Below are 13,281 nucleotides of genomic sequence, written 5' to 3'. Positions count from 1 at the left end.
CTCAGGCGTCCCTTCCGAACAGGCCGGCGGGGCGCAGGAGCAGCACGACCGCCATGATGACGAAGACGACGAGGTTCGACGCCTCGGGATAGAACACCTTGGTCAGGCCCTCGGCGAGGCCGAGCATATAGCCGGTGACGATGGCCCCGAGGATCGAACCCATGCCGCCGACCACGACGACGGCAAAGACGACGATGATGATATCGGAGCCCATCAGCGGACTGACCTGGTAGACGGGCGCGGCGAGAATACCGGCAAGGCCGGCGAGCGCCGCGCCGAGCCCGTAGGTGAGCGTCAGCAGCAGCGGCACGTTGACGCCGAAGGCCTGCACCAGCTCCGGATTCTCGGTCGCGGCGCGCAGATAGGAGCCGAGCCTGGTCTTTTCGATCAGGAGCCAGGTGCCGATGCAGATAATGAGCGAGGCCACCACCACCCAGCCGCGATAGTTGGGCAGGAACATGAAGCCGAGATTGGTGCCGCCGGCAAGCTGCGCCGGAACGGCATAAGGGTTGCCCGACACGCCGTAGTAGAAACGGAACACGCCTTCGATGACCAGCGCCAGGCCGAAGGTGAACAGCAGCCCGTAGAGCGGATCCAGGCGGTAGAGCCGCGACAGCGCCACGCGCTCGACCGCCATGCCGAAGACGCCGACGATGAGCGGAACCAGGAGCAGCGCCGGCCAGTAGCCGATGCCGAGATGGACGAGCAGCAGGTAACCGATGAAGGCGCCGAGCATATAGAGTGCGCCATGGGCGAAATTGATGATGCGCAGCAGGCCGAAGATGACGGCCAGGCCGAGGCTCAGCATGGCGTAGAAGGAGCCGTTGATCAGCCCGACCAGCATCTGGCCGAGCAAGGCCTGGACGGGGATGCCGAAGATCATGGTCATGGCGCCGTCACCGAGGGTGTTGCAAGCGGGATGCGTCTGTGCGGCACGTACCCCCACCCGGACCTTCGGTCCGACCTCCCCACAAGGGGGAGGTAGGGCGGTGGCCCTCCACCCTCCCCCTTGTGGGGAGGGTCGCTGCGCAGCAGCGGGGTGGGGGTACTGCCGTGGGCTGTCGTCATCATACCCCAAGCACATCGTGCAGCTGTTGCGTGTGAGCGGCAAGCTCGCTTACGGCAAAACCCTCCACCACCTTGCCGTGCTCCATCAGGTAGAAGCGGTCGGCGATGCGGGCGGCGAAGCGGAAATTCTGCTCGACGAGCAGGATGGTCATGCCGCGCTTTTTAAAGGTCGCCAGCAGTTCGCCGATGCGCTGGACGATGACCGGCGCCAGGCCCTCGGTCGGCTCGTCGAGCAGCAGCATCTGCACGCCCGTCCGCAGGATGCGGGCGATGGCCAGCATCTGCTGTTCGCCGCCGGAGAGTTTGGTGCCGGGGCTGTTGCGGCGCTCCTTGAGGTTGGGAAAGAGATCGAAGATTTCCTCCACGCTCATGCCGCCCTTGGCCACCACCGGCGGCAGGATCAGGTTTTCGTCGACGGTGAGCGTGGCGAAGATGCCGCGTTCCTCCGGCACGAAGCCCAGGCCCTTATGAGCGACGCGGTGCAGCGGCAAGCGCATCAGGTCGCTGCCGTCGAAGGTGACACTGCCGCTGCGCTTGCGGACCAGCCCCATAATGGCGCGCAGCGTTGTGGTCTTGCCCACGCCGTTGCGGCCGAGCAGCGTCACGGTCTCACCGCGAAAAACGTCGAGGTCGACGCCATGCAGCGCATGGCCCTCGCCATACCAGGCATGGAGATCGCGCACGGCAAGCAGCGGCTCACTCATGCTCGGTCCCCCTGCTCGGTCCCCATGTAGGCGACCCTGACGCGCTCATCGTTGCTCACCGTTGCGTAGTCGCCGGCGGCGAGCACCTGGCCGCGCTGCATGACGGTGATCCAGTCGCAAAGGTCGGCGACGACGGTGAGATTGTGCTCGACCATCAGCACGGCGCGGTCCGTTGCCAGCGAGCGGATGATGCCGGAAATGACGCCGACATCCTCGTGCCCCATGCCGGCCATCGGCTCGTCGAGCAGCAGCACTTTCGGGTCGAGCGCCAGCGTGGTGGCGATCTCGAGCACGCGCTTTCGGCCATAGGAGAGATCGCCGGCCGGACGATGCGCGACATCGTCGAGACCGACGACGGCAAGCAGTTCGCGCGCCCGTGGCGTCAGTTGGTCAAGCGCGGCCAGCGAGCGCCAGAACTGGAAGCCGAGCCCGCTCGGCCGCTGCAAGGCGACGCGGACATTGTCGAGCACGCTCAGATGCGGAAAGATCGCCGATATCTGGAACGAGCGGACGAGACCCATGCGCGCCACCCTGGCCGGCGCGGTGCGGGTGATGTCGTTGCCCAACAGTTCGATCCTGCCGCTGCTCGGCTGCAGGAACTTGGTCAAGAGGTTGAAGATTGTCGTCTTGCCGGCGCCGTTCGGCCCGATCAGCGCATGGATCTGGCCGTGATGGACGTCGAGGTCGACATTGTTGACGGCGACGAAACCGGCAAAATCGCGCCGCAGGCCGCGGGCGGAGAGCACCACCCGCGGCTTGATTTCGGCACCGTCCGGCTGGACGGCCACGGCTTGCGCCATCGTCACTTGGTGACGAGGGGGCAGCCACTGTCTTCAGCCTTGATGAAGGCCTTGTCGCCCGGAATGGTCGCAAGGTAGGTGTAGTAGTCCCAGTCCTTCTTCGACTCCTCGGGCTTCTTGACCTGGTAGAGATACATGTCGTGCACCATCGAGCCGTCGGCCTGTACCTTGCCGTTGGCGTTGATGATGTCGTCGACGGGCATTTCATGGAGTTGCTTGGCGACCGCCTCGGTCTCGTCGGTGCCGGCCTTGTCGATGGCCTTGAGATATTGCAGCACCGCCGAATAGGTGCCGGCCTGGATCATGTTGGGCATGCGGTTGGTGCGCTTGAAGAAGCGCCCGGCGAAGTCGCGGCTCTTGTCGTCGCGGTCCCAGTAAAACCCTTCGGTGAGCACCACGCCCTGCGCCGCCTGCAGGCCGAGGCCGTGCACCTCGGCAAGGGTGAACAGAAGGGCTGCCAGCCGCTGGCCGCCGGCGACAATGCCGAACTCGGCCGCCTGCTTGATGGTATTGGAGGTGTCGAGGCCGGCATTGGCAAGGCCGATAACCTTGGCGCCGGAGGACTGCGCCTGCAGCAGGAAGGAGGAATAATCCGTCGATCCCAAGGGGTAACGCACCTCGCCCAGCACTTTGCCGCCGCTTGCCTCAACAACCTTTGAGGTCTGCTCCTTCAGCGAATAGCCGAAGGCATAGTCGACGGTGATGAAATACCAGCTGTCGCCGCCCTGCTGCACAAGCGCGCCGCCGGTGCCGACCGCCTGCGAGTGGGTATCGTAAGCCCAGTGGAAACCGTAGGGCGAGCATTGCTTGCCGGTCAGGTCGGCCGATGCCGCTCCGGTGACGATGTCGATCTTCTTCTTTTCCTTGGACAACCCCTGGACGGCGAGCGCCACCGAGGATGTCGTCAGTTCCATGATCGCGTCGACCTGTTCGGTGTCGTACCACTGGCGCGCAATGTTGGAGGCAATGTCGGGCTTGTTCTGGTGATCGGCGTTGACGATCTCGATCGGCGCGCCCTGCACCTTGCCGCCAAAATCCTCGACCGCCATGCGGCCTCGACCGACCATTTGCCGCCGAAATCGGCATAGACGCCCGACTGGTCGTTGAGGATGCCGATCTTGACCTTGCCGTCGGAAATTTCGCCGGCCGCCGCCGGCATCGCAGTCGCCGCAAGCAGCGCGGCTGAGACGAGATAGGATGCTTTCACAGGTGGTTCCTCCCTTGTGGCCGACGCCGGGAAACGCGGAGGCCTCACGATGGTTCAACAGTTCCGTCCGGTTCTCGCTGAAATCCGGGCCAGCGCCCGCCACTTCTCCTCTTGGCAACCCTTCCGCCCTGGGTGCGCCGGGAAACGTAGCATCAGATTTCGCAAGGGGAGAATGCTATTTTCGTAGCATGGCGTGCTAGCGCGGCCGCTACCAGTCGGGCTCAATTGGAGAGTCTTCGGAAAAGCCGCTCGGGCCAGGCAGAGAGAGCGTTGCGGCCGCAGCGTCCAGCAGTGCCCCCGGAAGCCCTTTGAGATGCTCGCTGTCCAGCGGAAGCGCAAGATAGCCCGTGGCAATGCGTGCAGCCGCTTCCGCCTGTTCACGATCTCTCATTGCCTTGACCGCAGACCGATCAGGCAGCGTGGCCAGCCAAGCCTTGTGCAGAGCGAACATTCGAGGGTCGACCGTCGGCATGCTTACGGGATAGCCACGCTCATCGATCGCCACAGCCTCCACCTTTGGAGCGTTGATGAGCCATTGCAGCCCCTCCATGGGTGCGCTGTCGAGATCGTCGGCAAGCTGTGTAATCGAGGTAGTGGCGTTGTCCTTGAGGACATGTCTTGCCTGCGGACGGATCAGGTCGACCAGATAGCCATCACGGTTCGCTGCCCTGAAGGCCCGGGGCTGGAGCGGCTTGAAGGACCTGTCCACTTTACGCAACACGCCTATCAGGCCGGACTGGCTTACCCTCTCGCCGGTCACGAAGCTGATGCGGCGTCGGGAATCGAAGAGCAGGTCAATGTCGCCGGTTGCCGTGAGACCGCTGGTGATCTGGACGCCCGCCAGAGCCTCGTAAGCGAACAGCGCATTCGTGCCGACGACCAGCAACTGCTTGCCCAGCAGGTCTGTTTCGGCGCACCGCCGCAATATCCGTGCGGCGATGGCCGGTACCCTGCCCAACCCCATTGCCACATTGACTTTCGCCAGGCCGTTCATGCGATCGGCCAGACCTGCCAGCAGATCCTTGTTCTGCACCCTGCCCTCGGAAAACGCAGCGAACGCCTTCTCCGTCTGGCTGCTTTTCGGCCCGAGTGAATTCTCGACCTGCCGGACCTTCCGCAGCAGGTATTCAGCACCGCTGCGCTCAACCCAGCGCATGCTGCCTGCAAAGCGCCTTTGGCGCTGGTCATCAGCACGCTGCCAGGCCTCGTAGACCTGTTGCGTATCTATGAGTTGGCGCCGCTGCTCGCCGGTCAACTCTCTCAGCATCGTTTTCCACTCTTAAGCCAGGATCAAGTTAACATAGTGGAAAACTCTTAATTAACAATATGTTGCTATGTTTTTCCACTATCGCAGCTATCACCGGCACGCCGAGTGGAAAATACCATAAAAACAATAGGTTATGTCCGAGAAAGGGAGGCCAGAACCTCACACGCGGGTTTTTAGCTGCGCGCACCATGGCAGCCGCTTGCCGTCGCCTCACCGCTTCTGCGGATAGATCGTCTCGCCGCGCTTCAGCATCTCGACAAAAGCCTCGATCTTCTTCCTGCGCCCCGCCTCCGTCTTCATGTTGTGCGTTCGAAACGCCAGCGCGAACCGGTTCTGGGCGGAAAGCTTTGCCAGCATCTCCTTCGCCTTCGGCTCGGCGTCGATGGCGGCCTGCAGATCGTCAGGGATCTTCATGTCCTTGCCTGAGGCAAAGGCGCGGTCCCAGCGGCCGTCGGCCTTGGCCGCCTCGACCTGTTTCAGCCCGTGTTCGGTCATGCGGCCCTCCTCGACCAGGCGGGCGACATTGTCGATGTTGATCTTGCTCCAGATGCTCTTCTTGCCGCGCGGCGTGTAGCGCTGCAGAAAGCTCTTGTCGTCGAGCGGCTTGCGTATGGCGTCGATCCAGCCGAAGCACAGCGCCACGTCGATGGCCTGCTTCGGCGTGATCGAGGCGAGGCCCGAGCCGACCTTGTGGACCTTGATCCAGACCTCGCTCTCGCTGGCATGATTTTCGCGCAGCCAGGCGTAAAAACTGTCGGGATCGGGGAATTCATGAACCTTGTCGGGATCGACCTTGAACGGCGCCATCATCACCTCGTTGTTGCCGGGCCGGCTGTATCGGCTGTCGATGCCAGTTTCCGTCAGCGGCGTCGATACCCCCTAGCCTATTGCGAGCCGGCTTGCGCCCAAGCCGGCGCTCATGGCAGTTTCCCGGCTGGTCGAGCCGGGCAAGGCAGACTGCAATTCGGGGGAAATGCCATGCGATCGATGTTACTCGGCCTCATCCTTCTGCTGCCGGCCTCGGCGCTCGCCGAACCCATCGAAACCCAGAAGATCATCACCGCGCTGACCGGCGACTTCAATGGGGACGGCGCCGCCGATCTGGCGATGATCGTCGAGACCGAGCCCGAAGACGATACCATGGACATGCATTTCTTCCTGAGGGACAAAAAGTACAATTTTCTGAAACCCGCCGGCGTCGTGCATGAGCAGGTCTACGGCGAATGGAACGACTACGACCAGCCGCATTATGAGGGCTCCGGCATCGAACCGGAGTTGACCTTGCTGCCCAACGGCTCGATCAAGATCTATCTGCCGGGGCTGATCGGCCCCGGCGAGCGGACCGACATGACGCTGACCATCGCCTGGCGCAACGAGGCCTTCGTCGTCGCCGGCGTTGCCTATGACCATTACAAATACCAGTCCGTTGTCGTCTACAGCAGCTGCGACTACGACGTGCTGACCGGCAAGGGCAAAAGTATGCAGACGCAGGATGATGACAGCAAGGTGAACAGTATCGTGTCTGTCGAAGGCCAGGTCGTGCCCTTCGCGGAGTGGGACACGGGGACGCCTTTTAGGGTATGCGGGGATTGAGGGGGCAGCCAATCTCCCCCCTCGTGGGGGAGATGGCCGGCAGGGGGGCCGCTGTCCCGCCAACGCACCGGCCAGTGTCAGCCACGTTTATCCCGCGATTCTTGTCAGAAAATAGATCGAGAGGTCGCGATCCTTCGCGCCCCCTCTGCCCTGCCGGGCATCTCCCCCACTTGGGGGGAGATTGGCTTCACTGCAGATGCGGTTTCTTCAAAAAGCTGTTTCGGTCGGCGGATTTCACTCGCAGCCAAGTCTCACGACCGTCACGCACGACCCTGAGAGGAATCTCCGAACCCGCCGGATTCTGCCATAGCTTGCGGTAGAAATCGGCGAGACCGTCGACCTCGCCATCGCGCACGTCGGAGATGATGTCGCCCTGGCGCAGGCCGGCCTTGGCGGCGGGGCCGCCTTCGGCGACGCTCATCACCACGACCGCACCGTTGCTCTCGGCCGAGAAGGCGCCGAGCCATGGGCGCGGCGGCTTCGCCACCTGGCCGCGCGTCAGGAGATCGTCGAGGATCGGGGTCAGAAGGTTGATCGGCACGACCATGTTGATGTCGGCGACCTCGCCGTTGCGGCTCATCTGCAAAAGCAGCGAACCGATGCCGAGCAGGCTGCCATCCTGGCCGATGAGCGCCGCGCCGCCCCAGGACGGATGCGCCGGGGCAATGAAGATCGCCTCGTCGAGCAGATATTCCCAATAGCCGGCGAATTCCTGCTTGGTGACGATGTGTGCCTTGACCGAGCGGCCGGTGCCGTCGGCAAACACCACGGGGTCGCCGATCTTGGCCTTCGAGGCGTCACCCAGCGCCACCGCCGGCAGGCCGAGCGGCGCCAGCGCCTGCACCAGGCCGAAGCCTGTCTCCTGGTCATAGGCCAGCGCATGCGCCGGCACGACGCGGCCGTCCTGGTCGGTCAGCCAGACTTCCTCGGCCTCGGTGATGAGATAGCCTATGGTGAGCACCAGCCCGTCGCCGCGGATGACGACGCCGCTGCCTTCCCGGCGCGTGCCCAGGGCATTGGCCGTGAAGGCATCGTCGGGAACCATGGCGCGCACGCCAACGACGGAGCGCAAGAGCGGGGAAACGGGATCGACGGGCATGCTTTCATCCTGGCAGATATGCGTGGGCAGTATCCTGTATAGGTATGCCGCGCTGCACAGGGCGCAAGGGCTTAGGCAACAAGGCAATCATTTCAGAGGCTGGCGCTGCTCCTCATCCGCCTGCCGGCACCTTCTCCCCGTATAGCGACGGGGAGAAGGGAGATGGCCGCAACATCGGCGCTCTTGGCAACGCTGGCAATTGGGGAAATCAGTAGGCGACAGCGTCCTTCTCGCCGTCACTATACGGGGAGAAGTGCCCGGCAGGGCGATGAGGGGCGGCGCCGACATCGATAATAGTTCAACACAAGTTGAACCTTTCTGAATTGCACCTATGTGTTCCCGTATCTAGGTTCCGCCGACTTTTCCGCCATCAGTCTCGCGCCGTCGCGCAAGTCGTTTTCGCCCCGCCAAACCCAAGGAATTTCCCGCATGACCGAATACATCCCGCCGAAAGTCTGGAGCTGGAAGAAAGCCAATGGCGGCACGTTCGCCAGCATCAACCGGCCTATTGCCGGTCCGACGCATGACAAGGTGCTGCCGGTCGGCAAGCATCCGCTGCAGCTCTATTCGCTGGCGACGCCGAATGGGGTCAAAGTGACTGTCATGCTGGAGGAGCTTCTGGCGCTCGGCCACAAGGGCGCCGAATACGACGCCTGGCTGATCCGCATCAACGATGGCGACCAGTTCGGCTCGGGGTTTGTCGAGGTCAACCCCAACTCCAAGATCCCGGCGCTGCTCGACCGCAGCGGCAAGACGCCTGTCCGCGTCTTCGAGTCCGGTTCGATCCTGCTTTATCTCGCGGAAAAGTTCGGCGAGTTCCTGCCGACCGAACAGCCGGCGCGCGCGGAAACCTTGTCCTGGCTGTTCTGGCAGATGGGTTCGGCGCCCTATCTCGGCGGCGGCTTCGGCCATTTCTACGCCTATGCGCCCGAAAAAATCGAATACGCCATCGACCGCTTCGCCATGGAGACCAAGCGCCAGCTCGACGTGCTCGACCGGCGGCTGGCGGAGACCGAATATCTCGGCGGCGCCTTCTATTCGATCGCCGACATGGCGGTATGGCCCTGGTATGGCGGCCTTGCGCTCGGCCGCATGTACAATGATTCCGCCGAGTTCCTGTCGGTGCAGGACTACGAGCACGTACAACGCTGGGCCAGGGCGATCGACGCCCGCCCGACCGTGCAACGCGGCCGCATGGTCAACCGCGCCTTCGGCGACCCGGCCATGCAACTGCACGAGCGCCACGACGCCAGCGATTTCGAGACGAAGACGCAGGATAAATTCGTGGTGGCGGAGTGAGCTAATCTCCCCCCTTGAGGGGGAGATGGCCGGCAGGCCAGAGGGGGTCGGCTCGACTGGGCGCGACCTCCTGCGACTGATGAAGGTTAGCGCTCCACGCGCGGCGACCCCCTCTGTCGCCTTCGGCGACATCTCCCCCTCGAGGGGGGAGATTAGCCCATCAATTTCGCCAGCCTCGGCACGCCTTCACCCACGGCGCGTTCATCTGCGAGCGTAAAGCTCATCCGCATCGTGTTGCGTCCCGAACCGTCGGCGTAGAATGCGTTGCCCGGCACGAAGGCCACGCGGGCTTCCTTGACCGAGCGGGCGAGCAGTGCCGTGGCGTCCGCACCTTCGGGCAGCGTCAGCCAAACGAACATGCCGCCTTCCGGCCGGCTCCAGCTGACGCCATCCGGCATTTCCGCTTCGAGTGCTGCAAGCAAGCCGTCGCGGCGCTGGCGGTAGGCGCCGATCAGCTTTTCCACCTGGCCGTCATACACGGCCTCGGAGACGCGGTGCATGACCAGCTGGTTGATCGACGGGCTGTGCAGGTCCGACGCCTGCTTCATCAGCACCAGCCGCTCGACGACACGGCGCGGCGCGCAGACCCAGCCGACGCGCATGCCCGGCGACAGGATTTTGGAGAACGAGCCGCAATAGAGCGTGCGGGCGTTTTCGATGCCGCCTGAGCGTTCGCAGTCGAGCGCCAGCATCGGCGGCTGGCCCTCGCCGTCATAGCGCAGCGCGCGATAGGCGGCGTCCTCGATGACGGCAATGTCGAGCTCGCCGGAGAGGTCAAGCACCGCCTCGCGCTGCTGGCGGTTCAGCGTCTCGCCGGTCGGGTTGGCGAAATCGGGCACGAGATAGGCGAATTTCACTTTGCCGCCCTCTTTTGCAAAAGTAGAGGGGGCAGCAGCCGCCGCCTGGTAGGCGGCGGGCGTCATGTTGCCGCCATCCGGCGTCAGCCGGTCGTAGCGCGGCTCATAGGCGTTGAAGGCCTGGAGCGCGCCGAGATAGGTCGGCCACGTCACGAGCGCTGTGTCGCCGGGCGACAGGAACAGCTTGCCCAGATAATCCAGCGCCTGCTGCGAGCCGGAGGTGATGAAGATGTTGTGCTCGTCGCAGGCGATGCCAAGCTTGCCCATCTGGCCGGCCAGCCATTTTCTGAGCGGCAGATAGCCTTCGGAGACCTGATACTGAAGTGCTGCGCTCGCCTCCGCGCCGCCCAGCACCGAGGCATAGGCATCGGCGATGGCTTGCGCCGGAAACAAGGCCGGATCGGGGATGCCGCCGGCAAAGGAGATGATATCGGGCTGGTCGAGCAGTTTGAGCAGCTCGCGGATTTCCGACGCCTTCATGCGCGAGGCGCGCGACGCCAACAGGTCCATCAAACTCACGAGCCAACCTCCCGGGATACGGCATCTGGTCCAGCATGACCGTCCCGGCCATGCGAATTTAGGTCAATCTGGCTGACCTATTATCAGGCTCCCTCACCCGCTGGAATAGCCAGACCCTCATTCCGCGTGGCCCAGACGAAAAAGCAAACACATTTTGGCCGCCGCACAGGGAAAATTGTTGCGCGCCGAGGGGCGCGGATGCAACGTCATTCCGAGCGGACCGGCATAAAAAGAAAAGCGGTCTCAACAAGGGGGGTTAAAATGACGCTTGAGCTCATCGGGGCCGGATTCGGCCGCACCGGCACATGGTCGACCTTTGCCGCGCTGAACAGGCTGGGCCTTCCCAGCTATCACATGCAGGAAGTCATCCTCAACAAGGCCAACAAGGGCCATCTCGACTTCTGGCGCAAGGTGGCCAACAGCCCGCCCGGCAGCCAGCACGACTGGACCAGAGTGTTTGCCAACTACAAGGCGACGGTCGACAATCCGGGATGCTGCGTGTGGCGCGAATTGATGGCCGCCTATCCCGACGCCAAGGTGCTGCTCACCCTGCATCCGCGCGCCGCCGAGGCCTGGTACGACAGCACCATCGACACCATCCACTTCACCGAGACATTGTGGCAGTTCAAGGTGCTGGAATGGCTGACGCCGTTCGGCCGCAAATTCGGCGGCATGTCGCACAGACTGATCTGGGGCCGCACGCTTGCCGGCGTGATGGACGACCGCGCCAAGGCGGTGGCGCGCTACAACGCCTACACCGAGGAGGTGATAGCGGCCGTGCCGCCGGAGAAGCTTCTGGTGTTCAAGGTCAGCGATGGCTGGGCGCCGCTTTGCGGCTTCCTCGGCGTGGCGCTGCCCAACGAGCCTTTCCCCAACCTCAACGACCGCGAAAGCGTCAAGAAGATCATCCGCGACATCATCAAGGGCAGCTACATCATGCTGGGGCTGTCGGTAGTGGCGGTGCTTGCGGCGATCGCGGCGCTGTGGTGGTGGCTGGGGTAGCCGCCGGACCGTCAGGGTACCGCTACTTGCGCGTGATCCAGCCGAGGAGATCCGGCTCGACGTCTTCGTGGTCGGTCAGGTCGCGAACCAGGGAAGCGGCGAGCGCGCGCCACCGCTTTTCCGGGACATTGTCTTCCATTACCGATTTGATGAAGGCGGCGCGCAGGATGGCGCAATCGAAGGCGGATACATCGAAAAGCAGTTCTGCCATTTCGGTTTTCCCCGTTCACATCGGGCGGGCGGGCCTGTCGAAGCCTCAGGCGCCAGCGCCCCATATACATGGTCGACGACAGCGGATTCATACTCTTGCCGAACCAAGGTTCAACACAATTCGATTGTACGGTTTTTACCAAGCGATTGCGGTTCGTTGCCCGCTTTTGCGCCGATGCTAGATTTGCCGGGCGGCCTCTCCCCAGATGGCCGCAAATGGCCGGCGCGGCTCTGGCAACATGCTTTCACCGGCATTCGCGTCGGCCATTTCCAGCGGTGCCAGGCTCAGCCCAGCAGGCGTTCGTAATCGGCCTCGGCCTGGCCGTAGAAACCGTCGGCGACGGCGATCAGGCCATCGCGGTCGCGAATGACGATCTCGCCGCGCCTCGACCGGATCAGGCCGCGCCCTTCCAGGATCTGCAGGCCGATGGTGACGCCCGGACGCCTGACGCCGAGCATGACGGACAGGAACTCATGCGTGATCTGGATCTGGTGGCCGACCACCCTGTCGTCACACATCAGGAGCCATCGGGCCAGCCGATCCTCGAGCTTGGCGCGGGCATTGCTCAGCGCCGTGGATTTGGTCTGGCCGTGCAGATAATGGGCATAGCGCAGCAGGAAGGCGCGAAGCGTCGGGCTTTTCTGCAGCGCTGCCTTGAACGGCTCGGAACCGATGCACACCGCCTCGCCCGGCATCTGCATGTAGCAGTCATGGGGCGCCCAGTCGGTGCCCATCACCAAAGCGGAACCCGACATGCCTTCATGGCCGATAATGCCGACCTCGGTGTCGAGGCCCGGCCGGTTCCTCGCCACCACCGAGGCCAGGCCGCTTTCCAGGAAGCAGACCGAGGCGACCGGCTCGCCCGCCATTTCGAGCGGGGCTTTGAGATCGAGCACACGATGGTGCAAATGCGGCGCAAGCAGTGCGAAGTCGGCCGGGTTCATGCGGCGCAAAAGGCCGCTTTTCTCCTTGCTGACCGACTGGTCCATCGCTCTCTCCCGTCAAGGGCAAGAGCACATGTCATCTCCCAGCCGTCGGCGCCCTGCCCAAATGCAAACGGTCATTGGACGATAGCTGACTCGGATTCAGCCATTGTACTTCGTACAAAACCGACAAATCAGGGGCGACGCCCCATCAATCAATCCAGCAGCTTTTTCCTGGATCAGCGCTTCGGGCGGTCAGCCGCAACCATGCGCGCTTCGCGCACGATGGACGAGCGATCGTTGCCGATTAGCGATGCGATCTCTTGTATCTGCTGCTCGGAGGCCCCGGTTTCCCGCGCCAAGGCCGCGAGCGTCTCGGCGCTCAGACCGGACTGTCTCGGTTGCTCCGCCATGGCTCCAATGCCTCCTCTCGGGGCAGGAGTGCGATGGTCGCTCCCAAGCGTCAGCGCCCATTGATGTGGCTGACGATGCTATACTGTACGCTTCCGAACAATCGATGGCGAGCGATATATTAGCGACGCTGGATGCGGCCCTAGAACGGCAGCCTTATCTCATCGATCGACCTCGACTCCGTCCAGCCAATGTCCTTCTGGATCTCCGTCGGCAGCGCATTCAGTGCGCGCACGGTCTTCCTGTGCTTGCTGGCGCGCGCCAGGGCAGCACGAATTCTGCTGAGACTTTCAAACATCGGTTACCTCCATGCAGCAGCAA

General features: G+C 63.3%; 14 protein-coding genes and 1 pseudogene. 3 read left to right on the top strand and 12 right to left on the bottom strand.

Features of this window, described 5'->3' with window-relative positions:
• Nucleotide 1: 1 nt before the first annotated feature.
• The 6 genes and pseudogenes from NKI31_RS16445 to NKI31_RS16420 form a co-directional block, all read right to left on the bottom strand.
• Nucleotides 2-889: a branched-chain amino acid ABC transporter permease gene (locus NKI31_RS16445; protein ID WP_023671423.1), complete on the bottom strand. Its 888-nt coding sequence runs from the start codon at nt 887-889 to the stop codon at nt 2-4.
• 178 nt (nt 890-1,067) lie between these two features.
• Nucleotides 1,068-1,772, bottom strand: coding sequence for an ABC transporter ATP-binding protein (locus NKI31_RS16440; RefSeq protein WP_352652101.1), 705 nt, complete (start codon nt 1,770-1,772; stop codon nt 1,068-1,070).
• A complete protein-coding gene (locus NKI31_RS16435; protein ID WP_352652100.1) occupies nt 1,769-2,572 on the bottom strand; it encodes an ABC transporter ATP-binding protein in 804 nt (267 codons plus the stop codon). Before NKI31_RS16435 ends, NKI31_RS16440 begins: the two co-directional genes overlap by 4 nt.
• A 2-nt stretch (nt 2,573-2,574) precedes the next feature.
• Nucleotides 2,575-3,731, bottom strand: a pseudogene (locus tag NKI31_RS16430) (ABC transporter substrate-binding protein).
• 256 nt (nt 3,732-3,987) lie between these two features.
• On the bottom strand, nt 3,988-5,046 hold the full coding sequence (locus NKI31_RS16425) for a GSU2403 family nucleotidyltransferase fold protein (RefSeq protein ID WP_352652099.1): 1,059 nt from the start codon (nt 5,044-5,046) through the stop codon (nt 3,988-3,990).
• A gap of 210 nt (nt 5,047-5,256) precedes the next feature.
• Nucleotides 5,257-5,853, bottom strand: coding sequence for a YdeI/OmpD-associated family protein (locus NKI31_RS16420; protein WP_352652098.1), 597 nt, complete (start codon nt 5,851-5,853; stop codon nt 5,257-5,259).
• Between the two features lie 171 nt (nt 5,854-6,024).
• Here NKI31_RS16420 and NKI31_RS16415 point away from each other — a divergent pair, with 171 nt between their 5' ends.
• On the top strand, nt 6,025-6,639 hold the full coding sequence (locus NKI31_RS16415) for a hypothetical protein (RefSeq protein WP_023715162.1): 615 nt from the start codon (nt 6,025-6,027) through the stop codon (nt 6,637-6,639).
• A 187-nt stretch (nt 6,640-6,826) separates the two neighbouring features.
• On the opposite strand, the gene NKI31_RS16410 is transcribed toward NKI31_RS16415, so the two are convergent.
• Complete coding sequence (locus NKI31_RS16410; RefSeq protein WP_023740033.1) at nt 6,827-7,738, bottom strand: S1C family serine protease; 912 nt, start codon at nt 7,736-7,738, stop codon at nt 6,827-6,829.
• Nucleotides 7,739-8,167: 429 nt separating this feature from the next.
• Between NKI31_RS16410 and yghU the strand changes: the two genes are divergently transcribed.
• Nucleotides 8,168-9,037: a glutathione-dependent disulfide-bond oxidoreductase gene (gene yghU, locus NKI31_RS16405; RefSeq protein ID WP_352652096.1), complete on the top strand. Its 870-nt coding sequence runs from the start codon at nt 8,168-8,170 to the stop codon at nt 9,035-9,037.
• Nucleotides 9,038-9,189: 152 nt separating this feature from the next.
• Here yghU and NKI31_RS16400 read toward each other — a convergent pair whose 3' ends face one another.
• Complete coding sequence (locus NKI31_RS16400) at nt 9,190-10,404, bottom strand: aminotransferase-like domain-containing protein (RefSeq protein WP_352652170.1); 1,215 nt, start codon at nt 10,402-10,404, stop codon at nt 9,190-9,192.
• 270 nt (nt 10,405-10,674) lie between these two features.
• Here NKI31_RS16400 and NKI31_RS16395 point away from each other — a divergent pair, with 270 nt between their 5' ends.
• The gene (locus tag NKI31_RS16395; protein ID WP_352652095.1) at nt 10,675-11,415 is read left to right on the top strand and encodes a sulfotransferase family protein; all 741 of its coding nucleotides are present in this window, start codon (nt 10,675-10,677) and stop codon (nt 11,413-11,415) included.
• A gap of 22 nt (nt 11,416-11,437) precedes the next feature.
• Here NKI31_RS16395 and NKI31_RS16390 read toward each other — a convergent pair whose 3' ends face one another.
• The 4 genes from NKI31_RS16390 to NKI31_RS16375 all read right to left on the bottom strand — a co-directional run bounded on the left by NKI31_RS16390 (nt 11,438) and on the right by NKI31_RS16375 (nt 13,258).
• On the bottom strand, nt 11,438-11,626 hold the full coding sequence (locus NKI31_RS16390) for a hypothetical protein (protein ID WP_023671412.1): 189 nt from the start codon (nt 11,624-11,626) through the stop codon (nt 11,438-11,440).
• Between the two features lie 284 nt (nt 11,627-11,910).
• A complete protein-coding gene (locus tag NKI31_RS16385) occupies nt 11,911-12,615 on the bottom strand; it encodes a Crp/Fnr family transcriptional regulator (RefSeq protein ID WP_023740037.1) in 705 nt (234 codons plus the stop codon).
• A 173-nt stretch (nt 12,616-12,788) separates the two neighbouring features.
• Entirely contained in the window at nt 12,789-12,962 is a 174-nt protein-coding gene (locus tag NKI31_RS16380; protein WP_023671410.1) for a hypothetical protein, read from the bottom strand.
• Nucleotides 12,963-13,102: 140 nt separating this feature from the next.
• Nucleotides 13,103-13,258: a DUF1127 domain-containing protein gene (locus NKI31_RS16375; RefSeq protein WP_023671409.1), complete on the bottom strand. Its 156-nt coding sequence runs from the start codon at nt 13,256-13,258 to the stop codon at nt 13,103-13,105.
• Between the last annotated feature and the right edge of the window lie 23 nt (nt 13,259-13,281).

Origin of the sequence: Mesorhizobium sp. M0659, assembly GCF_040320605.1 — a bacterium.
Lineage (GTDB): Bacteria > Pseudomonadota > Alphaproteobacteria > Rhizobiales > Rhizobiaceae > Mesorhizobium.
This window is presented reverse-complemented; position numbering and strand designations above follow the sequence as displayed.